We start from the raw sequence: 22,425 nt of genomic DNA, 5'->3' as shown, positions 1-22,425 counted from the left end.
GGCTCTTGCGTATGCTCGCCAGGCTCAGTCGCGCCCCCCTTCGGCGAGCGACCAGTCTCGCGGCCGCAGCCGCCAGGTGCGGCGCGCGTACTCCAGTTCGGTGTACGGCCATTGCGTGACGATGCGGCCCGTCGGCGACCGGAAGTAGCTGTCGCACCGGGTCCAGATGCTGCGCTCGAGGTCAGCGGAAAGCAAGTCGTTGTACCGCTTTTCGGCCTCGGGACGCACGTCGAGGTATCCACCGCGGCGCGCCACCCGACTGACCGCGCTAGCCACCAGCCGCGCACCGGCCTCGAGGATGTAGACGATCGAGTTCCCGCCCTGGTTGGTGTTGGGCCCGTAGAGCATGAAGAAATTCGGAAAGCCGCTGACCGCCACCCCCAGGTAGGCGCTCGGGTCCTCGCCCCAGCGGTCGTGCAGGCGCTGCCCGTCGATCCCCACGACGTCGATGCCCGACAGATAGCGCGAGGTTTCGAACCCGGTGGCCAGCACGATCGCATCGACGTCCACGACGCGGCCCGACGCGGTGATTACCGACGTCGCGGTGATGCGGCCGATCGGATCGTCGACCAGTTCGACGTTTTCGCGCTGCAGCGCTCGGTAGTAGTCCTTGCCCAGCAGCACCCGCTTGCAGCGGAACGGATAGTCCGGCGTCAGCGCGGCGCGCAAATCCTCGTCGGCCACCGTCCGTTCGAGGAACGACGTCGCGATGTGGCTGCGGTCCGCCACCACAGGGTCGTCGGCCATCGTCGCGGTGTTGTCGTGCTGTAACTTCCAGATCTGCCAGCGGGTACGTCGCGCGGCCAGCGGGTCGCGGCGAAACCTCGCCAATTCGGTTGCGGTATAGGGGCGGTCATCCTTGGGGACCATCCACGGCGGGGTGCGCTGAAACACCGTCAAGTCCCCGACGATCTTCGCGAGTTCGGGCACCACCTGTACCCCGCTGGCCCCGGTGCCGATCACCGCCACCTTCTTGCCGGTCAGGTCGACGCCGTGATCCCACTGCGCGGTGTGCATCAGCGTGCCGCCGAAGTCGCTCAGGCCCGCGATGTCAGGGAATTTCAGCGACCCGAACAACCCGGTCGCACAGACGACCACGTCCGCGCTCAGCCAGGCGCGGTCGGTCCGCAGGTCCCAGCGGCGGGTGTCCGCGTTCCACGCGACGGTGTGCACCCGGGTGCCCAGCATGAGGTGGCGGCGCAGGTCGAATTCGTCGGCCACCGACTCGAGGTAGGTCAGGATCTCGGGCTGCCGAGCATACGTGCGGGTCCAGGACCTGTTGGGCGCGAACGAAAACGAGTACAGGTGGCTTTGGATGTCGCAGGCCGCGCCGGGGTAGGTGTTGCGCCGCCAGGTTCCTCCGACGCCGTCCGCGCCGTCGATGATCGTCAGGTCGTCGATGCCGGCGCTGCGCAGCGCGACCGCCGTGCCGAGCCCGCCGAAGCCGGCGCCGATGATCGCCACCGTCGGTGGACGACGGCGGCGGGTTGCCGCCCTGAGCCGACCGATCAGGTAGCGCGCCTTCACCGAACGACATCCCCGCCGCGGACGTCGAAGCCCTGCAGTTCACCGGCCGCGCGCCACTTCTCCAGGATGTCGGCGTATTCGGTGGGACCACCGAAGAAGAAGCTCCCCTGCCGGGTCTTGTTGTCCGCCTTGCCCTCCCGGTTGTAGTAACCGGGCGTGCACGTCTTGGCACGTTCGGCAGTCATCGAGGATCGGGCGAGAACCGTTTCCACCCAACCAGATTCGGCATTCCGCGACGCTTCGACCTCGGTGACGCCGCGTTGCAGGGCCCACGCGATGATCCACGCGGCGTGCGTCGCCTGCACGTCGAGCAGATAGGGGAAGTTCACCGTCAGGCCCGCCTGCGCGATGCTTTCGATGAAGCAGTTGGGAAACCCGTGCGCACACAGCCCCTGAAAGGTGCGGACGCCGTCGCGCCACTGTTCGGTCAGAGTCACACCGTCGCGGCCGATCAGCTCGAAGCCCGTGCGCCGGCAGTAGTCGGTGCCGACCTCGAAACCCGTTGCAAAAATGAGACAGTCGAGGTCGTAGCCCACTCCGTCGACGACGACACCGGACTCGGTGATGCGCTCCACCCCGCGGCCGCGGGTGTCGACCAGCGTCACGTTGGCGCGGTTGAAGGTCTGCAAGTAGTCGTCGTGGAAACACGGCCGTTTACAGAAGTAGCCGTACCAGGGCTTGAGCGCCTCGGCCGTCGCGCGGTCGCTGACTATCCCGTCGACGCGGGCGCGGATCTCCTCCATCTTGGCGAAGTCCGCCAGCTCGATGTCGCGACCGCGCTGCGCGGGGTCCACCGAGCCGTCGGTGTCGTGGCGCATGACGGGCAGCTTGCGGGTGATGCTGGTCCAGGCGTCGGCGACCAGGTCCTGCTCCGCCTGTCCGCCGGCAGTGAGGATCTGGAAGTTCTGGATCCGTTCGCTCTGCCAGCCGGGCCGTAACGTGTTGGCCCACTGGGTATCCGTGGGCCCGTTGGCGCGCACGTCGACCGAAGACGGCGTGCGCTGGAAGACGTAGAGCTGCCGGGCCGCGGCGCCCAGGTGGGGTACGCACTGGACGGCGGTCGCTCCCGTGCCGATGATGCCGACGCGCTTGTCCGCGAGGTTCTGCAGTTCGGCGCCGGTGTACCGGTAGTCCCAGCGGCTGGTGTGGAACGTGTGGCCGTGAAAGTCGTTGATACCCGGGATGCCGGGCAGCTTCGGCTTGGCCTGGTAACCGTTGGCCATGGATACGAACTTGGCCCGCATCTCGTCGCCGCGGTTGGTTCGGATGATCCAGCGGGAAGCCGCCGCGTCCCAGCGGATCTCATGCACATCGGTGTGCAGGCACGCATCACGGTACAGGTCGTAGTGTTCGGCGATGCGACGGCAATGGGCAAGGATCTCGGCGCCCTTGGCGTACTTTTCTGTCGGCATGTAGCCGAGTTCTTCCAGCAGCGGTATGTACACGTACGACTCGACGTCGCAGGCAATCCCGGGGTAGCGGTTCCAGTACCAGGTGCCGCCCACGTCGGCGGCGCGATCGATCAGCCGCACGCTGTCGACGCCGAGCTGACGCAGCCGCACGCCGGTCAGCAGCCCACCGAAGCCCGCCCCGATGATCGCCACGTCGACTTCGTCGGCCAGCGGCTCGCGGGTGAAATCGTCGTCGGCCCAGGGATCCTCGGCGAACCTGCCGAAGTCGCCGGCGATCTCGACGTACTGGCCGATGCCGTCGGGGCGCAGTCGTCGCGCCCGCTCCTCGGCGTACTTCTGGCGCAACGCATCGACGTCGAACGTCACGCCGTAGACTCTATAAATAATCGCTTGATCATATCAAGAGCCGCGGCCCGCCCTAGGCGAACAGCGTGCCCCTCACCAGTTCCTTGGCCGAACCGATCGCGGCCTGGAAATCGTCCGGCGGCAACGTCGCCGCCAGCTCGGTCAGGCCGAAGATCAGGGCATAGAGGGCCTCGACGGCGCCCCGCGGATCAGGCTCGTCACCGAGCTGTCCGCGCTGCTCCGCATCCGCGACGACGTTCTCGATGATCTCGCGGAACGTGTCGAATCCGGCGCCGCGCCGCGAGTGGCCCGGCTCCGCTTCGGCGGCGATGTCGCGCTCCGCCCGGATCGCCCACTCGAAAGCGGCCAGGTCCGGATACTCCCCGATCAGCCGGCCGCACTCGTCAAGGACCGCGCCGATCCGGTCGGCGGCGTCGCCGGGGCCTTGCGCCACCCTGCGCAGCCGTGGCATCGCGGCGTCGGCCCGAGCCGCGATCGTGGCCTTGATCAGTTCGGATTTGTTCGGAAAGTAGTTGTAGAGGCTGGCGCTGGTCACATCAGCCATGCGCGCGATCTCGCGGATCGTTGCGCGCGCGTAGCCCACCTTGGCCACACACCGCATGGTGGCGAGGATGATCCGCTGGCGGGTCTCCTCGCCGCTGGCGCCGACGGGTCGGCCCAGCTGCGTCCGGGTCATCGTGATCGTGTCCTCACTGGTCCGTGTGTCCACCCGTTGGACACGGGAGGCGACATGGTCGAATATATTCGACTGATCATTTACTTTCGTCGTCCGCGGAGGTGTACGGCGTGACCGTCGCATCCTCGCATCTCGGCCGGCCGGTTGGCGCCAGCGGTGAGCGAACCCGCCGCCGGATCATCCTCGCCGCCATGCGTTGCGTGGCAGAGGTGGGGTCGGCACAAGCGTCGATCCGGGAGATCGCCAAGGCGGCCGACATGACCAGCGGCAGCCTCTACCACTACTTTCCGAACAAGTCCGAACTGCTCAAGGCGACCGCCGAGGAGATCGAGGAAATCGTCCTCCCGCGGTTGCGCGCCGCCGCGGCGCAGTTCGACCACGTCGTCGACCAACTCGACGCGGTGCTCGACGAGTCGAAGCTGCTGATCCGCGACTTTCCCTACCTCGCCGCGTTCCTGCGGGCCGTGCGGGCCGAGCGCGCGGCCGAGATTCGCCGCGGCGGCCTGAACTACCCGGGGTCCAGGGCGCTGCGGGATGTCGTCACCGAGATCGTCGAATCCGCCCGGGCGCGGGGAGTGCTCTGCGCCGACACGACCGTGAACGCCGCGGTGGAAGCCATCTGCGTGCTGACGCGCGGACTGTCGGAGCGGGCGGCGAGTCTGTCGCCCCAGGCCTACGACGCCACACTGGACTCGGCCAAGCGAATGATCAGGGGAACGCTGTTCACGCGGTCTAACCCGGCATGAGTCTGCTCACCGCGCTGCGGCTGAACATGACCAACATCGCCGATCCGACGGCACGTCACGGCGACCGCTACCGGGCCGCGCTGGACATGGCCGAATACGCCGATGCCCACGGCTTCACCGCGATCAGCGGCGAGGAACATCATCTGGCAGCGACGGGTTGGCTGCCGTCACCGCTGATCCTGGCCGCCGCCCTCGCCGGACGGACCCGACGGGCGCGGCTGAGCGTCAACGCCCTCATCGTCCCTCTCTACGATCCGATTCGGCTCGCCGAGGACATCGCCGTGCTGGACAACCTCGCCCAGGGGCGGTTCAGCTTTGTGGCCGGGATGGGCTACCGCCCGCAGGAATACCACGCCGCGGGCAAGGACTGGTCGCGGCGCGGCGCGCTGCTGGATCAGTGCCTCGCGATGTTGCTCAAGGCATGGGGCGACCAGCCCTTCGAGTACGACGGCGCGATCATCAACGTCACGCCCAAACCGTTCACGCGGCCGCACCCCATCCTCTTCGTGGGCGGTATGACGCCCGCGGCGGCCCGACGGGCGGCCCGCTTCGGCCTGCCGTTCTCGCCACCGATGGCCATGCCTGAACTGGCCGCCCTCTACGAACAGGAATTGGCCAGGCACGGTACGACGGGCTTCGTCTACAGCCCTGAAAGCGGTAGCAAGGTCACCCTGCTGCACCCCGACCCCGACGAAGCCTGGGCACGGCACGGCGAATTCATCATGAACGAGGCGGCCGAATACAGCGGCTGGAAACGCGCCGGTGTGCCTCGGCCCAACGAAACCGCCGCCGCCACGATCGAGGAGTTGCGGCGACTCGACAACGTCGAGATCCTCACTCCGGAGCAATTGATCGGCCAGATCCGTTGCGGCAGAAAGGAAGTCGTGATGAACCCCCTGATGGGTGGCCTGCCGATCGACGACGGCTGGGCCAGCTTGCGGTTGCTGACCGAGCAGGTGCTGCCACACGTCTGACGGCGGCGGCGGCCGCGCGTCCGGTGCTCTATGTGGTGTCGTTGATGCAGCGGGAGCGAGTCCCAGGTGTAACTTTCGCACCTCGGCGCAGGGCATGAGTTCTTTTGAATTGCGCTAGCGCCCGCGATAGCACGGTGCGAGGACCCTGGCCATGTTCCGGTTGGGCTGCGGCGTGCGGGCGGTGTGATAGCGCCAGTGCCAGCGCATTCCAGAACATCCCGCACCCCCCGGCGAGGTACCGCTGTGACGCGTGTGGCGAGATTCCGACCAGTCCGTGCATTTTTCCTTCATCACCCGCCACCGGCGTCCACTCCCGCCAGCCCGGCGACCACGAGCCGCAGCCCGAAGGCGAACTCGTCCCGCAACGGAACCGGCAGGTGGTCGGCGACGGCGACCGTGGCCGGATAGCGCTGCACGTCAAGCGAATGAAACCGCAAAGACAGTTCGGCATCCGCCGGACCGTCGCCCAGCGACCCGGACGCCTGGATGGCGAAGCCCAGCACATACCGAGACAGGGTCGCGTAGGCCTGGGCGGCGACCGCCGGCGCAAAGCCGTTGTCGAGCAACACCGAAAGAATGGCCTCGCGCTGCGCCAGGGCATTCGGCCCCATCGGGACATGTCCGATCAACAGGGACGCGACGTTGGCGTGGCGGGATAGTGCGTCGAACATGCTCTGCGCGAACGATGTACACGCCTGCTGCCACGGTAGTCCCGCGACCGCGCCCACGTGCGCCTCACCGATCATGCGGTCCACCACCATCGCCACGAGCTCCGAGCGCCCGGCGAAGTGGCGGTACAGCGTGGCGGTGCCCGATCCCAGCCGCTGGGCCAGCGCCCGCATCGACAGCGCGTCGCCGCCTTGCTCGTCGACGAGTTCGAGGGCCGCGGCGACGATCCGGTCCACCGGCAGGGCCGGGCGCCCGCGGGAACGGCTGGACGGCGGGTCGACGCTCACTTGACATCCTCACTATTTATGGACACACTGTATCCATAAATATCCAACCGAGTCAATCCCCGTGATATCAAGGACATTCCGCCATGCTGCTACCCCTCGCTCCCGAACCGTTCACGGCACCCACCGACCGCGACATGCTGCCGTCGGAGCGGCGCCAATTCGTGCGCACCCATCGCACCGCCGTGTACGGCTACCGCCGCCGCAAGGACGGCCCAGCCATGTCGATCGTCTACTACATCCCCACCGACGACGACGAACTGCTGGTGTCCACCATGGCCGGCCGCGGCAAGGCCCGCATCGTCGAACGCGACGGGAAGGTCGGCCTGTGTGTGCTCGACGAACGCTGGCCGTTCACCTATCTGCAGGTCTACGCCGACGCGACCATCGATGCGGACCGTTCCCTGGCCGTCGACGTGATGATGGCCGTCGCCGGCCGGATGTCTGGGCAACCGCTCGACGCCGACGCGCGGCCCGCCGTGGAAGCGATGTGCGAGCGGGAGAACCGGATCGTGCTCCGGTGTCGCCCGTACTCCACGTTCGCCACGCCGCCGCGCCACCTGCACCGCAACGACCAGGTGCAAGAGCTCAGCCACTGGGTGGGCGGGGTCGTCCCGTGGGACGCCGTCGACCCGTCCTGAGCTACGCGGGGTAGCGGTCGCGCAGCTTCGCCAGCGTCGCCTCGATACCCGACGCGTTGGCCTTTGCGAAACCCAGCAGCTCGTAATACTTCAGTGTGTTCTTCAGCGCACCGGCGTCGTGATAGTCGAACGTTTCGGTCACCCGGGTCGACGTGGGTCCGAGCGACTCGAACTCCCAGCGCCAGCGATGACCCAACGGGTGGCGCCATTCCACTAGCTTGTCCGGCTCCAGCGCGGTGACGGTGCTGGTGATCCGGTACGGCAGGCCGAACATCTTCATTTTCGTTGAAAACTTGGACCCCTCTTCAAGTTTCGCCGGTGCCTCGATGTTGTCGCGTACCGTCCCCGAGCCGTCCAGTTCGCTGTGCCGCCGGGGGTCGGCGGCCACTGCAAACAGCTCGGCGGCCGGCGCAGCCACCTCGACCGATCGAGACACCCGGCGGGGCCCCGCGTCGACAACGTTGACAGTCATGACTCTCCTCTCGTCCGGCGGCGTCAACCCGACGCTACGCTTCGCCTGTCGCCAGAAGGGAACCCGAAAAATCATGAATCAACCACTCGCCGGCAGGGTCGCGCTGATCACCGGCGCCGCGCGGGGGCAGGGCCGGGCCCATGCGGTGCGGCTGAGCGCCGACGGCGCCGACGTGATTGCGCTCGATCTTGCCGGGCCACTTCCGGCCAGCGTTCCCTACGATTCGCCGACTCCGGACGACCTCGCGGAGACGGCGCGCCTGGTGTGTGCCAACGGAAGACGGGTCAGCACCGCGGCGGTCGACGTCCGAGACTTCGACGCGCTCAACGCGGCCGTCGACGACGCGGTGCGTGAGCTGGGCCGGCTCGACGTCATCGTCGCCAACGCCGGAATCTGCAGTCCCGCCCCGTGGGACCAGATCACCCCCGAAGCGTTCCGCGACACGATCGACACGAACGTCGTCGGCACCTGGAACACCGTCATGGCCGGCGCTCGTCACATCATCGACGGCGGGCGCGGCGGGTCGATCATTCTGATCGGCTCGGCGGCCGGCATCAAGATGCAGTCGTTCATGATCCACTACACCGCAAGCAAACACGCCGTCGTCGGGATGGCCCGCGCGTTCGCCGCCGAACTGGGTCGGCACAACATCCGGGTCAACAGCCTCAACCCCGGCGCCGTCTCCACCCCGATGGGCACCGGCCGGATGCGCGAAGCGATGCAGTCGGCCGCCGACAGCTATCCACACCTGGCCGACCTGAACAAGCCGCTACTGCCCGAAGGCATCGCCCAACCGGAAGACATCGCGGACGCCGTCGCGTGGCTGGCGTCGGACCAATCCAAATTCGTTACCGCAACCCAGATCTCGGTAGATATCGGAATCGGCTACGTCTGATGCGCACCCGGACATGAGGGTAGTCGGCTTGATGTCGGGGACGTCGATGGATGGCCTGGACGCGGCGGTGGCGGAGTTCGAGTGGGACGGCGACGTGGTCGCGATGGCGCCGCTCAGCCATATCGAGCGGCCGTGGCCGGAGGAGGTCCGCGGGCGGCTGCATGGCGCACTCGGCCCGACGACGGCGGGCGAGCTGTGCCGGCTCGATCAGCTGATCGGGCAGGCGTCGGCCGCGCTCGCCGCCGAGCTGCTGCCCGCTGACCTCGTCGTCAGCCACGGCCAGACGGTCTACCACTGGGTGCAGGGTGGCGAGGCGAAGGGCACGCTGCAACTCGGACAGCCCGCGTGGATCGTCGAAGCGACCGGCCTGCCCGTCGTCTCCGACGTCCGCGCGCGCGACGTCGCGGCCGGCGGCCACGGCGCCCCGCTCGCCGGGATCCTCGACGACCTCTGGCTGCGGGGCGGGCACACGCGCGCGGCGCTCAACCTCGGCGGGATCGCGAACGTGACGATCGTCCGCGCCGGCCGGCCGCCGCTCGCCTTCGACACCGGCCCGGCGAACTGCCTGCTCGACGAGGCCGCGCGCCGCTTGACCGGCCGATCCAGCGACCAGGACGGCGGGCTCGCCGGCCGCGGTACGCCGGACGCGGCGCTACTGCAACGCCTGCTCGATGACCCCTATTACGCGCTAGAGCCGCCGAAATCGACCGGCCGCGAACACTTTCGGCTCGGCGATCTGCCGGATGTCGCCACCGAAGACCTGCTCGCAACGCTGACGGAGCTGACCGCGATCACCGTCGCGCAGGCGCTCGCGCCGTACGCTCCCGTCGAGGTCGTCGCGTCCGGGGGCGGCGTTCGCAACCCAGCGCTGCTCACGGCGCTGCGGCGGCGCCTCCCGCTCACCATCAGCGACGAGCACGGCCTGCCCGCGCAGGCCAAGGAGGCCTACCTGATGGCGTTGATCGGCTTCCTGACCTGGCATCAGGTGCCGCTGCTCACCGGGCCGTACGTGCTGGGACGCATCTGTCCAGGCAACGCGCCGCTCGCGCTGCCGCCGCCGCACGGCGCGCCGACCGGCCTGCGCCTGCCGACGGCGTAGGGCCGCTCAAACCGGGAAGTCGATCTCGGCGTTGTCGGAGAGACGCTGCTCGGCGATGGCACTGATCGCTTGCTTGGTGGTCGAGTTTCCCGTGACGGCCCTCAGGAAATCCTGGCGGCGCAGGCGCCAGAGCATGCCTGCGCGCACGCACCGAACGGTCGCCGTGCGCGGCGAGTCGAACAGCAGGGAGATCTCGCCGAAGTAGTCGCCCTGCTGCATCGTTCGCACCCGCCGGCCGTCGACAGTGGCGTCGAAGACACCCGAGTCGATGAGGAACATGTCCTCTCCCGACTCACCTTGCCGGATGACGACATCACCGTCGGAGACCTGCTGAACGGCGAGAGCTGCGGCAAGCTGATTGGCGGCCGCCACCGACAGCGCTCTGAACGCTTCCACGTTCTTGATGGCGTTGAATTCTTCGCGATCCACGGCCGATTGGCGATCGACGCGCGTCAGCCGCCACAGGGCGAACAGCGCACCCAGCACCGCCAAGCCTGCGGCTGCCCGCAGCGTCCCGCGGACGCCGATCGCAGCGTTGAGCTGTGCGGCGCACAGACCGGACACCCCCGTGACGGTCACCGCGATCACGGCGTTGATCCCCACCAGCAGATCGAGCGATCGCGCTGAGGCGCTCCTCTGCAACAGCGTCCGGCCGCACACCAACTGGTAGGTGATGCCGATGCCGGACACGCTCAGCAGGGGCAGGGCAACGGCACGCGCCGAGGTCGCCGCCAGCGCGAACAACGCCAGCGCGCAACCGAGCAGACCGACGATGAACGGCCGCGATATCGAGCCCCGACCGAGCGACAGGCTGGCGAGGCCCCCGACCAGCCCGCCCACCCCGACGGCGCCGATCAGCACCGGTGTTCCCGCCGCACCCATGTGCAGGAGATCGCTTGCGATGCTGGTAACCATGCCTTCCTCGACGCCGACCAGGGCAGCCGAGACCGCCATGACGACGACCACCACCCGAGCGCCCGGCAACTTCCGCAGCACACCGAATCCGCCAGCCAGTTCGCGGACGACCCGGGAACCGCCGTCGGCGATGCGGGTATCTATCCCGCGGATAGCGAAGAGCGGCCAAGCTCCGAATGCGCAAAGTATCGCGATGGTGGTCAGCGCGGCGGACGGCCCGGAGAATCCGAGGGCCACCGCGGCCACACCCGCACCCACCAACACCCCGGCCGTCTCCAGCAGAGAGGTGATCGCATTCGCCGCCACCAACTGCGCCGGCGAGTCGGCCAGCCACGGGAGCAGCGCGTCGTGCAGGGCCTTGGGGGCCGACTGCGTCAACCCTTCGACGGCAATCAGCAGGAACAGCAGCGCGTTGGCCGATCGAAGTTCCAGCAGCGGAATGACAAGCGCCACTGCGACTCCACGAACGACGATGGTGCAGGCCAGGACGCGCTCGCGCCGGAATCGGCCCGCCATCGCGGCGTAGACGGGAGCGCTCGCTGCACCGGCAATTTGCCGAATGACGATGAACCAGCCCGGACCTACCGGGCCCAGTCGATCGAACGTGACGACCAACATCGTCGAGAGCCAGGCCACCTGCGAGATGACGCCTGCCGCGATCGATGCTTCTGCACGCGCGATATTCGCGTTGGACAACGCATTGCGACACGCGGCCCACCGGCCTGTCCGTGTCGGCCCCTCGGCCATCGGCCCAGGATAGCTTGAACGGCGTCCGATTCCGACGCACCGTTCCGACGCCGTGAGCGGTGGTGTACGAAGTAACAGTCTCTCCTTTACATATCGACAGGACGCTGTAATGGACCACCCGGTTGTCACGCCCGTACCCGGAAAGCCGGCCCTGCTGCTGGGTGCCTTCGACGTCGGCGCGCTCGGCTACGGCGCCGAGGAGTTCTTCGTCGCCGGAACCGCCTCGCGTTATGCGCCGACGGCAGAGCTCGGCCCGGACGGTCGGTGGCCGGTAACGCCTTCGGGCACCGCCGATTTCACCACCCGGCTGGTCGCGGTCACGCCGACGGACCCCGCCCGGTTCAACGGCACCGTGCTCGTCGAGTGGCTCAACGTGAGCGGTGGCATCGACGCACCGGCGGTCTGGTTCATGGCGCATCGCGAAATCGTGCGCGCCGGTTACGCGTACGTCGGGGTCTCGGCCCAGCAGGTCGGCATCCAGGGCGGGACCAGCCTGATGGGCATCGACATGTCGCTCAAGAGCCAGAATCCGGAGCGCTATGCGCCCCTGACCCACCCCGGCGACGCCTTCTCGTACGACATCTTCTCTCAGGTCGGTCGGCTGATCCGCAGCGACGATCTGCTGCGCGGGCTGCGCGTCGAGCACGTCCTGGCCATGGGCGAGTCCCAATCGGCACTGTTCATGACGAGTTACGTCAACGCCGTCGACCCGGTGGCGCAGGTGTACGACGGGTTCCTGGTGCACTCCCGATTCGGGGCGGCCGCACCCCTGGACGACGGGTCCATCTTCGACGAGCCGCAGGATGGCGCGGCGCAGGTCGTCCGATTCAGTCCCGACCTGCGGGTCCCGCTCGTCGCGGTCATCACCGAGACCGACCTCTTCGGCGGCATCCGGTCGGGCTATCACCTTGCGCGGCAGCCGGATAACGACCGGCTGCGGGTCTGGGAGATCGCCGGCACCGCCCATGCCGACAACTACACGATCCAAGTGGCACCGATCGATTCGGGCTCCGCGCCGATCGGCGACATCCTGGCGGCCTACGCGCCGACGAACATGCTGATGGGTCAGCAACTACAGCACTGCATCAATTTCGCCCCGCAACACCACTACGTGCTGCAGGCGGCCCTGTCCGGGCTGCACCACTGGGTCCGAACGGGTGAGGCGCCGCCGAGTGGCGCGGACATCGAGCTGACCGACGCCGACGCCGACCCGGCCGAGCCCGTGCTGGATGCCAACGGCCTTGCGCAGGGCGGCATCCGCACGCCCTGGGTGGACGTGCCGGTGGCGCGAACGTCGGGCACCGGCGGTCCCGAGAGCATCATGACGGCCATCTTCGGCTCGGGCGAGATGTTCGACGGCGCAACGCTGCGGCGGCTCTACCCCGGCGGGCGCGACGAGTACCTGGATCGCTTCACCGCGGCCCTGGATTCGGCGATCGGGTCGGGGTTCATCTTGCCGGCCGACCGCGAAGAGATCCTCGAGATCTCCGCCGCGGCCTACCCCGCCAGCGACTGATACCTCCTTGGCAGCCAACGACGTCGAGACAGCCAGTTGCGGATCTCGGTGCTGTGCTCGCCGAGCAACGGCGCCCTGGTCCGGTACCGCACCGGCGTGGCCGACAGGCTGATCGGGCTGGCGACCTGGGCGCCGAATCGGGTGTCGCCGTCTTCCGTGCTCCGGATCGGTTGCAGTCCAAGCTGTTCGGCGAAGGCGAACGCTTCGGCGATGTCGTTGACCGCGCCGGCCGGGATCCCCCACGCGGGCAGCGTCTTCGACCAGTACGCCGCCGAGTTGGTCGCCAACGCGCGTTCCAGCCGCGTACGCAGCGGCGCCCGGTTGCTTACCCGCAGCGCGTTGGTGCGGAACCGTTCGTCGGTTGCCAGCCCGGGGATTCCCAGCACGTCGCACAGGGCGCCGAACTGCTTGTCGTTGCCGACCGCCAGCACGATTGCCCCGTCGCCGGCCTGATACGTGTCGTAGGGTGCGATGCTGGCGTGCCCATTGCCCATGGCGCGCGGGATCTGTTCGGCCAGAACGTAACTGGCGGACTGATTGGACAGGGCGGACAGTAGCGAGGACATGAGGTTGATCTGCACGTGCTGTCCCCGCCCGGACCGGTCCCGCTCGCGCAGCGCCGCCAGGATCCCGACCGTGGCGAACAGGCCGGCCAGCACGTCGACCAGGGCCACCCCGACCTTGGTCGGGCTGTCGGCATCGGACCCGGTGATGCTCATCAGCCCGCCGAGCGCCTGGACCAGCAAGTCGTAGCCGGGCAGGTCGCGCCCCGCGGCGGTACCGAACGCCGAAATGCTGCAATAGACCACGCCGGGGTTGGACCGGCGGACCGCGGGCTCGTCCAGGCCGAATCGTGCCATGATGCCGGGCCGGAAGTTCTCCACCACCACGTCGGCGCGTTCGACGAGGGCCCTGGCCACCCGCAGGTCCTCGGCGTCGCGCAGGTCCAGCACAATGCTGCGCTTGTTGCGGTTGACGCCAAGGTAATAGGCGCTTTCGTCGTCGACGAACGGCGGGCCGAAAGCTCGCGTCTCGTCGCCGCCGGGCCGTTCCACCTTGACGATTTCGGCCCCCAGATCACCGAGGGTCATCGTGCAGTACGGTCCCGCCAGCACCCTGGAGAAGTCGGCCACCAGCAGTTGCGTAAGGGGCTGTTGGTTCGTCATGCCGACCAGATCCGGCGGGCTTGTGGCGCAATCTCGGCGGCGCGTCCGTCGAGCTGATCGAGGGTCAGGCTGCTGATCGGGTGGGTGGCGACGGCGGGTTGCAGGCCGGCCATCCCGCGCGACTCACGCTGCAGGCGGGCCTCATGCTCGAATTCGGTGGTCACGATGGCCACGGTCGGCAGCCCCGCCGCCTCCAGCCGCACCGCGTCGTTCACGCACGACGAGCAGCACGAGCCGCAGTCGCCGATCGCGGTTAGCGCTATGTCGTTCTCCGCGGCGATCTGGGTGATCAGCTCGGGGCTCGCGTCCGACGAGAAGTGGTGCTTGTCGTAGTAGGTGACGGACGCGAAAGTCATTCCCTGCTCGGTCAGTTCGCGTACCGTGGCGCGCAGCAACTTGGCGGCGTTCCACTTGGTGTTGCTCAGCACGCCCAGCCGCAGGCTTAAGGGTCCGATCGGGCGGGTGGCCATCGGGATCGTCTCCACCTCGACAACCCCGCACGGGTCGTATGCGTAGTCGGTCATTGTCAGTTCCTCTCGGTGAATCGGCATTTCAAAGTCGGCAGGCACCGTCGGAGCACTCCAGCTCGCGGCCGTCGGAACCCTCGGAGCCTTCGACGGCGCGAAGCACCGGCGTGGTGGCGGTGCTCCACCCTGGCAGGAACGCCGAGAACCGGCCGGCGGCCCCGCCCGCGACGAATAGGTGAATGTCGTCCGGGGTAAAGACGATCGGCACTCGCCGACCCGCTTCGCGCGGATACCACTTCGGCAGATTCCGGTTATAGGTGTGGCCGCCGGGTGGCGCGTAGCGGTCGCCGTAACTCACGTCGTTCCAGTCGTTGGTGCCGTTGAGCCACAGGTAACGACGGACGTCGTCCCGGCTCCAGCCGAAAGAGGCGATGGTGCGGGCGTGTTCGACGCCGATCACCACGGTGCAGGAGCCGCCGAGCACCGCGTTGTTGTGCGCGACGGTGCTCATCGCCGACGCGATGGAGTCCAGAATCCCTTGTGGGTCATCGGAAATGTGGTTGGTGACGCTGTGTGGGGCTTCCGCGCCGATCACCAGGACGGTGCTGTCGTCGGGCGCGTATCCGTGCTCGACGTGATAGGGCGCCCACGGGCTGGCCTCCTCGTTCTCGGCGATGCAGAACGTGTACTTGCCGGGGTGACCCAGCGTGCTCTTGTCGAGTTCGCCGGGGATGCCGCCGCCGACGCTGAGCATGATCAGCCGAATCGCACGCCCGATGGTCGCGTTGGCGCGGTTGCCGGAGCCGAACACGTTGCCGCCGGCGTTCATTCCGATCCGGCGGGCGATCGGGCCGTTGACGACGATCAGCGGTGCGACGACGTGCGTCGTCGCCTGGATCCCGTTGAGGTTGAACCGCGCGTCGGCCAGGGCGAGGACGGCCGCGTGTACGACGGGCGCGTACTCGGGTTTGCAGCCGGCCATCACCATGTTCACGGCCAGCAGTTCGCGGGTCAGGCTGCCCCATCGCGGCGGAATGCGGGCCACGAGTTCCCGCGGGTGCCCGCCCAGGACGTCCAGCACCGCGGCGACGCGCTCGGGTGTCGGCGGGACGACCGGCAGGCCGTCGCTCCACGGCTGGTCGAAGTAGTGCTCCACGAGGTCGCGCTCGTCGGCGCGGCTGGTCAAGGTGATCGTTGCGGTCATGGGCAAAACCGTAAGGCCGAGCCATCTTCACAGTCCAAGACATATTGAGACAGCAATTATATTCTGTAGATATGGCTGATCCGGAGCTGCGGTTGCTTCGGTACTTCGTGACCGTCGCCGAGGAGCGGCACTTCGGCCGCGCCGCCGAACGGCTGCACATCGCCCAGCCGCCGCTGAGTCAGCAGATCCAGAAGTTGGAACGCCAACTGGGCGTGGACCTTATCGACCGGACCCGGCGCCCGATCGAGCTCACGGACGCGGGCAGCGCCCTCTACGAGGAGGCCCGGCTGGCGCTCACCCACGCCGAGCGGGCGTTCGCGGCGGCGCGCCGGGCCGGCGCCGGTCAGCTCGGGCATCTCCACATCGGTGCGCTGCAGGCCGCGGTGGACGGCGTGCTGTCCTACGTCATGCGCGCGCACCGCCGCGACTACCCCGACGTCAAGCTCGAGCTCACCGAACTGGGCACCGCCGAGCAGGTCGCGCAACTGGCCGAACACCGCCTGGATGTCGCCTTCCTGCGCGGCCCCGTGGACGAGCGGGCGTTGACCATCCAGACGCTGATCGACGATCCGCTGGTCGCCGTCGTCTGGGAGGACCATCCGCTCGCCGGGCACCAGCGGATCGCCCCGTCAGTGCTGGCGGATCAACCAGTCATCATGTGGACCCGGGCCGCGGCGACCACCACCTACGCGGACGTCGTGGAGTTGTTTCGCATGCACGACATCGATCCGCCGATCGTCGACGAGGTGCCGCGCATCCAGACGATCCTGGCCCTGGTCGCGTCCGGAGCCGGAATCGCCTTGTTGCCAACTTCATTCATCAACCTGAGCCGAAAGGGTGTGCGGTTCATCCCGCTGAGCGGCCCGCTGCCGTACCGGCCGCTGGCCCTCGCCTGGCGCACGTCGAACCAATCACCAACGCTGCGTTCGTTTCTCGACGTCGCCGTGCGGGCGGCGCCCGAGTACCTGAGCGACCTCAACCGCCACTACCCGCAGCTCGCGTCGGACGATCGGCGCTAGGTCAGACGCGCGACGCGAGTCGCTGCAGGATGTCGGCGGTGGGTTCGGCGGTGGCGTGGCGGTATCCGGTGCCCGCCCACAGGTGGACGAAGTCGGGCTTCCCGGCGGCCGCCGCCGCCTTGCGCAGCCCGGTGGTGAGGTAGTGGATCGCCGGATAGCCCAGCGGGGCCTGCGCCTCGTGGGCGTCGATGAAGTCGTTGCGCAGGCCGCGGGCGGGCCGGCCGGTGAACGCCCGCGTCAGCACCGTCTCGGTGCGCTGCGGGTCGGTGAGGGCGGCCTGATGGGTCTTCGAGGCGCCGCTCTCGGTGGCGCGTAGCAACACCGTGCCGACCATGGCCGCGGCGGCGCCCGCACGGACCACCTCGGCGACGGCCTGCGGGGTGGCCAGCCCCCCGGCCGCGACGACGGGAAGGTCCACGGCCGCGGTGACGCCGCGGATCAGCTCGACGATCGGCGTCTCGACGACCGGTTCGCGCGGCGTGAGGGTGCCGGAGTGCCCGCCCGCCGTCGACGCCTGCACCGCGAGCAGGTCGACCCCGGCCGCGTGCGCCTGCACCGCCTGATCGGGGGTCGTCACCGTCTGCATCACGAGGCTGCCGGCCCGTCGCAGCGCGGTGATCACGTCGCGCGGCGGAATGCCGAAGGTGAAGGACACGATCGGCACGGGGTCGTCCAGCAGCAGCGCGATCTTGTCGTCGAAGCGGTCATCGTCATCGATGGGATCCGGGGGCAGGGTCAGGCCGAACTGGTCGGCGTCACGCTGAAGGATCGCGGCGTAGGTTCGGTAGGCCTGCGGGTCGACGGGCAGTGGGTTGGGTGCGAACACGTTGATCCCGAACGCGACGCCCTCGTCGCGCACCTGGTTGATCTCCGCTGCCACGGCCTCGGTCGACTTGTAGCCGGCGGCCAGCATGCCGAGGCCCCCGGACCGCGTCGCCGCGCACACCATCGCCGGCGTCGTCGGCCCGCCCGCCATCGGGGCGGCGACGACGGGGAAGGACATTCCGAACTGCTCGAGCATGGCGTGCCACCTGCCGTCCCTATGTGATCCTGGTCATATCGCCGATCGTTGCCGACAGCCTCGCCGCGGGAAGTCCGGCGCGGTCAGCCATCGGAGATCACAAGGTGATCTCACAGCTGACCCCCCGCGACGAATCCGACATATTGGCCCTGGTAATGGTACGGTTCGCTGCTGTGACCGCGTCTTTTCAGCCACCCGGTGGGTACTCCCCGCCGAGGTCGGCGAGCCGCGCGGAGCACCGTAGACAGATCGCCCAGCAGCGACGCGCGGCGGCGGAGCTCAACCGCCGCCGCTTCCTCGGGGCGCTCGCGGCGGCCACGGTCGCCGGCGTGGGCGCGGCCCGGCTGGTGATCGATCCGCAGCCGCGCACGTTCGCCCAAGCGCCCATGGCCAATGCCGCCGGCGCTGCTGCGCCGGGTCCGGGCGCGGCCGCAGTGGCCCCGGCGGCGCACGTGCTGCCACCCCCCGCTTCTGCCGCCCGCATCCGGCTGCCCGGCGGCGGGGCACTGATGAAGCTTCCCGGTCAGGGTGACCTGCTCGCCCTGACCGTCGACGACGGCGTCAGCACCGAAGTAGTGCGCGCCTACACGCAATTCGCGAAGGACACCGGCGTGCGGCTGACGTTTTTTGTCAACGGCGTCTACGACTCGTGGACCGAGAACGCCGCGATCCTGCGGCCGCTGGTGGAGTCCGGGCAGATCCAGCTGGGCAACCACACCTGGTCGCATCCGGATCTGACGACGCAGACGAAAAGCCAGATAGCCCAACAGCTCACGCGCAACGACGACTTTCTGAAGAAGACCTACGGCGTCGGCGTGAAGCCGTACTGGCGGCCGCCGTACGCGAAGCACAACGCCGACGTCGACGCCGTCGCGGCCGACCTGGGGTACACCGTTCCCGTCCTGTGGTCGGGCTCGCTGTCGGATTCGACGTTGATCACCGAGGAATACATCGTGAAGATGGCCAACCAGTACTTCACGCCGCAGGCCATCGTGATCGGGCACCTCAACCACCTGCCGGTCACCCACGTCTACCCGCAACTGGTCGAGGTCATCCGCGCCCGCAACCTGCGCACCGTCACCCTCAACGACGTCTTTCTGAAAACCCCTTAGCGGCAAGCGGAATGCCGGGCCGGATAAATTCCACCGCCGGCGAAGCGCTCGTCGTCGCCCTCGCGACGACACTGTTGGCGGCGTGTTCGGGCGGCTCGTCCGGGCCCGCCGACCAGCCGGCTCGGTCCACGCCGTCCACCAAACCCGTTGCCGCGCACGGCCCGAACTTCCCGATGTGCGGCGGCGTCAGCGAAGATGTCCTTTCCCGGCTGACGGGGATTTCCCCATTGCCCCCCGCCTCGCGCAATTCGGTCGGCTGTCAGTGGCTGCAGCGCCGCGGCCGCAACTCGTCGGTCCTGATCTCCTTCAGCTGGTATCGAGGCAGCCCCATCGGCCGCGAACGCAAGAGTGAGGAGTTGTCGCGCGACCGGGTCAACGACATCACCGTCGACGGGCACGACGGCTACATCGCGGTGGAGGGCAACGCGCGCCTCGGCGACTATCTCTGCGACATCGGCATCCAGTACCGCGACGACTTCTTCGAATGGTCTGTTCAGTTCGGCAGAAAGCCATTTCCGAACCCCTGCGACATCGTTGTCGAGCTGTCCCGGCGATCGATTGCGGCCGCCACCTGATCAATCCGCCGCCAACAACATCTTCAGGGTGTCCCGCAACTCGTTAAACCGCTTCTCGCCCAGCAATTCCTGCCAACGATGCTCCAAATCGACTGCATTCGAACGCATTACCCGCAGTGCCTGACGACCGCGAGCCGTCAGCTCGACGAGTCGGGCGCGCGCGTCGGCGGGATCGGGCACCCGCGTCACGTAGCCGTGGCGCTCCAGCGCCGCGACCCCCTGCGCCACCGCCTGACGGCTCACCCCGAGCCGATCGGCCAGATCCGATGCGTGCAGCCCGCCGGCCAACAGCGGTACCAGCGCCACCGCCTGCCCGGGCCGGATCCCGTCGAGCCCGGCTTCCGCGAATGCTGCCCTCAGCCGCGGGGCGCCGGACGCGGCGACCAGTCGCAGCAGGGCCGGCACCGTCGGCTCCCACTGACCGTCCCCGATTCGTCGCATGGCCCTGAGTGTGCCACCTGAAGCCAGATTGACAAGTTGCTTGTCAAAATCGGCGTCCGCTGCCACCATGGAGCCATGCGGTCGCGACACGTTCGGGCACTCGGCGTGTGCCTGCTCGCAACACTGGTGCTGCTGATCGGCGGGTGCCTGGGCGGCGGACATGCGGTGGGGACGCCCGAAGCGAAGTCGATCCCGGTCGGAAAGTCCACCCAGACCATCCAGTCCGGCGGCGTGAGCCGCACCTTCCATCTCTACCGGCCGCAGGGGCTGACGGGCGCCGCGCCGTTGGTGGTGATGCTGCACGGCGGCTTCGGCAACGGGGCGCAGGCCGAGCGCTCGTATCACTGGGACACCGAGGCCGACGGCGGCCATTTCCTGGTCGCCTACCCCGACGGGCTGAACCGTGCCTGGAACGCCGGGTCGTGCTGCGGGCAACCGGCGCGCAGCGACGTCGACGACGTCGCATTCCTCACGGCCATGGTCTCCACGATCGAGCGGCAGACCTCGATCGATCCGGCGCGGGTGTATGCCACCGGCATGTCCAACGGGGCCATGATGGCGCTGCGGCTGGGCTGCCAGACCGACCTGTTCGGCGCGATCGCGCCCGTCGCGGGCACGCTGCTGACCGACTGCTCACGGGCGCGGCCGACCTCGGTGCTGCAGATCCACGGCATCGCCGACGAACGCGTCCCCTACGACGGCGGCCCGGGCAAGGCCTTCTCGTTCCTCGATGGCGCCCCGCGGGTCGACGGGCCCTCGGTGCCGGCGGTGAATGCGACCTGGCGGTCCATCGACGCGTGCGCGGAACCCGCGTCCAGCACCGCCGGGCCGGTGACGACCTCGACGGCCGGCTGCGCGGACGACCGGACGGTTGAGTTGATCTCGGTGGCGGGGGCCGGCCATCAGTGGCCCGGCGGCGAGCCCTCGCCGATCCTGGACGTTTTGGGCAAGCCCCAACCGTCGACCGCCCTCGATGCCACCCACACCATCTGGCAGTTCTTCACCGAGCACCACCACTAGGGCGAGCAGACGCAAAAGCACCCATTTCCGACCGAAATGGGGCGCTTTTGCGTCTGCTCGGCGGGGTTAATCTGGACCACGTGCTGCGGATCACGAACGTCAACGTCTTCGATAGCGTCGACGCCCGGATCGTCGGGCCGTATGACGTCACCGTCCGCGACGGGCTGATCGCGTCGGTCGCGCCGGCGGGGTCCGCCGAGCCTGCCGGGGGCGTCGACATCGACGGCACCGGCCAGACGCTCATACCGGGGCTGATCGACGCCCACTGGCACGCGACCTTGACCACCATCCCGGCGGTCGTCGCGCAGCTCAGCGAAGTGGGCTACGTCTTCGCCAAGGCGGTCGTCAGCGCCCGAGACACGCTTCTGCGCGGTTTCACCACGGTCCGCGACCTCGGCGGTCCGGTGTTCGGCATCAAGCAAGCCATCGACGAGGGCGCCATCCCGGGCCCCCGCATCTTCCCGGCGGGTGGCTTCATCTCCCAGACCGGCGGCCACGGCGACTTCCGGCTGCCCAACGATGTTCCTCGCGGCGTGGCCGGGCACCTCAGCTACACGGAGATCATCGGAGCCGCCGTCATCGCCGACGGCGAGGCCGAGGTGCTGCGTGGCGCGCGCGAGATGCTGCGGCGGGGTGCGTCGCAGCTCAAGCTGATGGCAGGCGGCGGATGCGCCTCGCCCTACGACCCGCTCGACGTCGCCCAGTACACGCGGGCCGAGATGCACGCGGCCGTCGAGGCCGCCGAGAACTGGGGCACATACGTCACCGTGCACGCCTACACCCCGCGGGCCATCCGCACGGCGGTCGAGGCCGGAGTGCGCTGCGTCGAGCACGGCCACCTCGCCGACGAGGAGACGGCCGCGTTGCTGGCCGAAAAGGACGTCTGGTGGTGCCTGCAGCCGTTTCTCAACGACGAGGACGCGGTGCCGCTGCCGCCGGCGAACCAGGCGAAATTCCGGGAGATGGTGGCTGGCACCGACACCGCCTACGAGCTGGCCATCAAACACGGGGTCAAGGTGGCGTTCGGGACCGACACCCTGTTCGACGCGAAGCTGGCCACCCGACAGGGCGCTCAACTCGCCAAGCTGACCCGCTGGTACACACCGGCCCAGGTGCTGCAGCAGGCAACGTTCCGCAACGCCGAATTGCTCGCCATGTCCGGGCCGCGCAATCCCTACCCGGGGCGACTGGGCGTGGTGGCCGAAGGCGCGCTGGCCGACCTGATCCTCGTCGACGGCGACCCGGTCGCGGACATCTCGCTGATTGCCCGCCCCGACGAGGCCTTCACCGCCATCATCAAGGACGGTCAGCTGGTGAAGGAAGCAGCGGACTCGGCTTCGCCGCGCTGACTCTGCGTCCACTGCGCATTAGTACGAGTGGACAGCACGCTCAGCGCAGACTCAACGCTGCGGCCAACCCGCCCCCCGGTTCACGCCGCTGACTCTGCGTCCACTGCGCATT

The 22,425-nt window shown here is 68.5% G+C and carries 22 protein-coding genes; 11 read left to right on the top strand and 11 right to left on the bottom strand.

From position 1 onward, the window contains the following. Window positions 1-24 precede the first annotated feature (24 nt). Genes AC5Y5V_RS02385 through AC5Y5V_RS02375 form a run of 3 tightly spaced genes read right to left on the bottom strand, consistent with a single transcriptional unit; the run spans window position 25 to window position 3,981 of the window. Complete coding sequence (locus tag AC5Y5V_RS02385; protein WP_499931100.1) at window positions 25-1,512, bottom strand: flavin-containing monooxygenase; 1,488 nt, start codon at window positions 1,510-1,512, stop codon at window positions 25-27. Window positions 1,513-1,523: 11 nt separating this feature from the next. After that, window positions 1,524-3,305, bottom strand: a complete 1,782-nt coding sequence (locus AC5Y5V_RS02380; RefSeq protein WP_499930981.1) for a flavin-containing monooxygenase — start codon at window positions 3,303-3,305, stop codon at window positions 1,524-1,526. 52 nt (window positions 3,306-3,357) lie between these two features. Next, window positions 3,358-3,981: a TetR/AcrR family transcriptional regulator gene (locus AC5Y5V_RS02375; RefSeq protein ID WP_499930980.1), complete on the bottom strand. Its 624-nt coding sequence runs from the start codon at window positions 3,979-3,981 to the stop codon at window positions 3,358-3,360. A gap of 110 nt (window positions 3,982-4,091) precedes the next feature. Between AC5Y5V_RS02375 and AC5Y5V_RS02370 the strand changes: the two genes are divergently transcribed. Beyond that, window positions 4,092-4,727: a TetR/AcrR family transcriptional regulator gene (locus AC5Y5V_RS02370; RefSeq protein ID WP_499930979.1), complete on the top strand. Its 636-nt coding sequence runs from the start codon at window positions 4,092-4,094 to the stop codon at window positions 4,725-4,727. Then, window positions 4,724-5,701, top strand: coding sequence for an LLM class flavin-dependent oxidoreductase (locus AC5Y5V_RS02365; protein WP_499930978.1), 978 nt, complete (start codon window positions 4,724-4,726; stop codon window positions 5,699-5,701). Before AC5Y5V_RS02370 ends, AC5Y5V_RS02365 begins: the two co-directional genes overlap by 4 nt. Window positions 5,702-5,991: 290 nt before the next feature. On the opposite strand, the gene AC5Y5V_RS02360 is transcribed toward AC5Y5V_RS02365, so the two are convergent. Further along, entirely contained in the window at window positions 5,992-6,606 is a 615-nt protein-coding gene (locus AC5Y5V_RS02360) for a TetR/AcrR family transcriptional regulator (protein ID WP_499931099.1), read from the bottom strand. Between the two features lie 134 nt (window positions 6,607-6,740). Between AC5Y5V_RS02360 and AC5Y5V_RS02355 the strand changes: the two genes are divergently transcribed. After that, window positions 6,741-7,295 (top strand): pyridoxamine 5'-phosphate oxidase family protein, encoded by a 555-nt coding sequence (locus tag AC5Y5V_RS02355; RefSeq protein ID WP_499930977.1) that lies wholly within the window; start codon window positions 6,741-6,743, stop codon window positions 7,293-7,295. Between the two features lies 1 nt (window position 7,296). Here the strand turns inward: AC5Y5V_RS02355 and AC5Y5V_RS02350 are convergent, their stop codons facing one another. Continuing rightward, on the bottom strand, window positions 7,297-7,767 hold the full coding sequence (locus AC5Y5V_RS02350; protein ID WP_499930976.1) for an SRPBCC family protein: 471 nt from the start codon (window positions 7,765-7,767) through the stop codon (window positions 7,297-7,299). 73 nt (window positions 7,768-7,840) lie between these two features. On the opposite strand from AC5Y5V_RS02350, the gene AC5Y5V_RS02345 reads away from it, so the two are divergent. Together AC5Y5V_RS02345 and AC5Y5V_RS02340 are read left to right on the top strand one after the other, a co-directional pair. Beyond that, window positions 7,841-8,662 carry a mycofactocin-coupled SDR family oxidoreductase gene (locus AC5Y5V_RS02345; protein WP_499930975.1) on the top strand — a complete coding sequence of 274 codons (822 nt, stop codon included), beginning with the start codon at window positions 7,841-7,843 and terminating at the stop codon, window positions 8,660-8,662. Between the two features lie 13 nt (window positions 8,663-8,675). Then, window positions 8,676-9,761 carry an anhydro-N-acetylmuramic acid kinase gene (locus AC5Y5V_RS02340; RefSeq protein WP_499930974.1) on the top strand — a complete coding sequence of 362 codons (1,086 nt, stop codon included), beginning with the start codon at window positions 8,676-8,678 and terminating at the stop codon, window positions 9,759-9,761. A gap of 6 nt (window positions 9,762-9,767) precedes the next feature. Here the strand turns inward: AC5Y5V_RS02340 and AC5Y5V_RS02335 are convergent, their stop codons facing one another. After that, on the bottom strand, window positions 9,768-11,423 hold the full coding sequence (locus AC5Y5V_RS02335) for a cyclic nucleotide-binding domain-containing protein (protein ID WP_499930973.1): 1,656 nt from the start codon (window positions 11,421-11,423) through the stop codon (window positions 9,768-9,770). A gap of 109 nt (window positions 11,424-11,532) precedes the next feature. Here AC5Y5V_RS02335 and AC5Y5V_RS02330 point away from each other — a divergent pair, with 109 nt between their 5' ends. Further along, on the top strand, window positions 11,533-12,939 hold the full coding sequence (locus AC5Y5V_RS02330) for an alpha/beta hydrolase domain-containing protein (protein WP_499930972.1): 1,407 nt from the start codon (window positions 11,533-11,535) through the stop codon (window positions 12,937-12,939). Here the strand turns inward: AC5Y5V_RS02330 and AC5Y5V_RS02325 are convergent. From AC5Y5V_RS02325 to AC5Y5V_RS02315, 3 genes are read right to left on the bottom strand one after another with little or no spacing between them, the layout of a single operon-like run. Further along, the gene (locus AC5Y5V_RS02325; RefSeq protein WP_499930971.1) at window positions 12,921-14,105 is read right to left on the bottom strand and encodes a CaiB/BaiF CoA transferase family protein; all 1,185 of its coding nucleotides are present in this window, start codon (window positions 14,103-14,105) and stop codon (window positions 12,921-12,923) included. The genes AC5Y5V_RS02330 and AC5Y5V_RS02325 overlap by 19 nt on opposite strands. After that, window positions 14,102-14,629, bottom strand: a complete 528-nt coding sequence (locus AC5Y5V_RS02320; protein WP_499930970.1) for a UGSC family (seleno)protein — start codon at window positions 14,627-14,629, stop codon at window positions 14,102-14,104. Before AC5Y5V_RS02320 ends, AC5Y5V_RS02325 begins: the two co-directional genes overlap by 4 nt. Before the next feature lie 28 nt (window positions 14,630-14,657). Continuing rightward, entirely contained in the window at window positions 14,658-15,776 is a 1,119-nt protein-coding gene (locus tag AC5Y5V_RS02315; protein ID WP_499930969.1) for a hypothetical protein, read from the bottom strand. 71 nt (window positions 15,777-15,847) lie between these two features. On the opposite strand from AC5Y5V_RS02315, the gene AC5Y5V_RS02310 reads away from it, so the two are divergent. Further along, window positions 15,848-16,795, top strand: a complete 948-nt coding sequence (locus AC5Y5V_RS02310) for a LysR family transcriptional regulator (protein WP_499930968.1) — start codon at window positions 15,848-15,850, stop codon at window positions 16,793-16,795. 1 nt (window position 16,796) lies between these two features. On the opposite strand, the gene AC5Y5V_RS02305 is transcribed toward AC5Y5V_RS02310, so the two are convergent. After that, window positions 16,797-17,816, bottom strand: a complete 1,020-nt coding sequence (locus AC5Y5V_RS02305) for an NAD(P)H-dependent flavin oxidoreductase (protein WP_499930967.1) — start codon at window positions 17,814-17,816, stop codon at window positions 16,797-16,799. A 248-nt stretch (window positions 17,817-18,064) separates the two neighbouring features. On the opposite strand from AC5Y5V_RS02305, the gene AC5Y5V_RS02300 reads away from it, so the two are divergent. Together AC5Y5V_RS02300 and AC5Y5V_RS02295 are read left to right on the top strand one after the other, a co-directional pair. Continuing rightward, window positions 18,065-18,928: a polysaccharide deacetylase family protein gene (locus tag AC5Y5V_RS02300; RefSeq protein WP_499931098.1), complete on the top strand. Its 864-nt coding sequence runs from the start codon at window positions 18,065-18,067 to the stop codon at window positions 18,926-18,928. A gap of 11 nt (window positions 18,929-18,939) precedes the next feature. Continuing rightward, window positions 18,940-19,503, top strand: a complete 564-nt coding sequence (locus AC5Y5V_RS02295) for a DUF3558 domain-containing protein (RefSeq protein ID WP_499930966.1) — start codon at window positions 18,940-18,942, stop codon at window positions 19,501-19,503. Here the strand turns inward: AC5Y5V_RS02295 and AC5Y5V_RS02290 are convergent, their stop codons facing one another. Continuing rightward, a complete protein-coding gene (locus AC5Y5V_RS02290) occupies window positions 19,504-19,944 on the bottom strand; it encodes a MarR family winged helix-turn-helix transcriptional regulator (protein WP_499930965.1) in 441 nt (146 codons plus the stop codon). It abuts the gene before it with no gap. Between the two features lie 75 nt (window positions 19,945-20,019). On the opposite strand from AC5Y5V_RS02290, the gene AC5Y5V_RS02285 reads away from it, so the two are divergent. Both AC5Y5V_RS02285 and AC5Y5V_RS02280 read left to right on the top strand, forming a co-directional pair. Beyond that, entirely contained in the window at window positions 20,020-20,964 is a 945-nt protein-coding gene (locus AC5Y5V_RS02285; protein ID WP_499930964.1) for a CE1 family esterase, read from the top strand. 80 nt (window positions 20,965-21,044) lie between these two features. Continuing rightward, window positions 21,045-22,313 carry a metal-dependent hydrolase family protein gene (locus AC5Y5V_RS02280; RefSeq protein ID WP_499930963.1) on the top strand — a complete coding sequence of 423 codons (1,269 nt, stop codon included), beginning with the start codon at window positions 21,045-21,047 and terminating at the stop codon, window positions 22,311-22,313. Window positions 22,314-22,425 lie beyond the last annotated feature (112 nt).

The organism is Mycobacterium sp. NGS68 (assembly GCF_059812195.1).
This window is presented reverse-complemented; position numbering and strand designations above follow the sequence as displayed.

Bases quoted from the DNA above. Each gene is read 5' to 3' on its own strand.
- AC5Y5V_RS02375 (WP_499930980.1), bottom strand. From the start codon at position 3,981: ATGACCCGGACGCAGCTGGGCCGACCCGTCGGCGCCAGCGGCGAGGAG.
- AC5Y5V_RS02365 (WP_499930978.1), top strand. From the start codon at position 4,724: ATGAGTCTGCTCACCGCGCTGCGGCTGAACATGACCAACATCGCCGAT.
- AC5Y5V_RS02355 (WP_499930977.1), top strand. From the start codon at position 6,741: ATGCTGCTACCCCTCGCTCCCGAACCGTTCACGGCACCCACCGACCGC.
- AC5Y5V_RS02350 (WP_499930976.1), bottom strand. From the start codon at position 7,767: ATGACTGTCAACGTTGTCGACGCGGGGCCCCGCCGGGTGTCTCGATCG.
- AC5Y5V_RS02345 (WP_499930975.1), top strand. From the start codon at position 7,841: ATGAATCAACCACTCGCCGGCAGGGTCGCGCTGATCACCGGCGCCGCG.
- AC5Y5V_RS02340 (WP_499930974.1), top strand. From the start codon at position 8,676: ATGAGGGTAGTCGGCTTGATGTCGGGGACGTCGATGGATGGCCTGGAC.
- AC5Y5V_RS02335 (WP_499930973.1), bottom strand. From the start codon at position 11,423: ATGGCCGAGGGGCCGACACGGACAGGCCGGTGGGCCGCGTGTCGCAAT.
- AC5Y5V_RS02330 (WP_499930972.1), top strand. From the start codon at position 11,533: ATGGACCACCCGGTTGTCACGCCCGTACCCGGAAAGCCGGCCCTGCTG.
- AC5Y5V_RS02325 (WP_499930971.1), bottom strand. From the start codon at position 14,105: ATGACGAACCAACAGCCCCTTACGCAACTGCTGGTGGCCGACTTCTCC.
- AC5Y5V_RS02320 (WP_499930970.1), bottom strand. From the start codon at position 14,629: ATGACCGACTACGCATACGACCCGTGCGGGGTTGTCGAGGTGGAGACG.
- AC5Y5V_RS02315 (WP_499930969.1), bottom strand. From the start codon at position 15,776: ATGACCGCAACGATCACCTTGACCAGCCGCGCCGACGAGCGCGACCTC.
- AC5Y5V_RS02310 (WP_499930968.1), top strand. From the start codon at position 15,848: ATGGCTGATCCGGAGCTGCGGTTGCTTCGGTACTTCGTGACCGTCGCC.
- AC5Y5V_RS02305 (WP_499930967.1), bottom strand. From the start codon at position 17,816: ATGCTCGAGCAGTTCGGAATGTCCTTCCCCGTCGTCGCCGCCCCGATG.
- AC5Y5V_RS02295 (WP_499930966.1), top strand. From the start codon at position 18,940: ATGCCGGGCCGGATAAATTCCACCGCCGGCGAAGCGCTCGTCGTCGCC.
- AC5Y5V_RS02290 (WP_499930965.1), bottom strand. From the start codon at position 19,944: ATGCGACGAATCGGGGACGGTCAGTGGGAGCCGACGGTGCCGGCCCTG.
- AC5Y5V_RS02285 (WP_499930964.1), top strand. From the start codon at position 20,020: ATGCGGTCGCGACACGTTCGGGCACTCGGCGTGTGCCTGCTCGCAACA.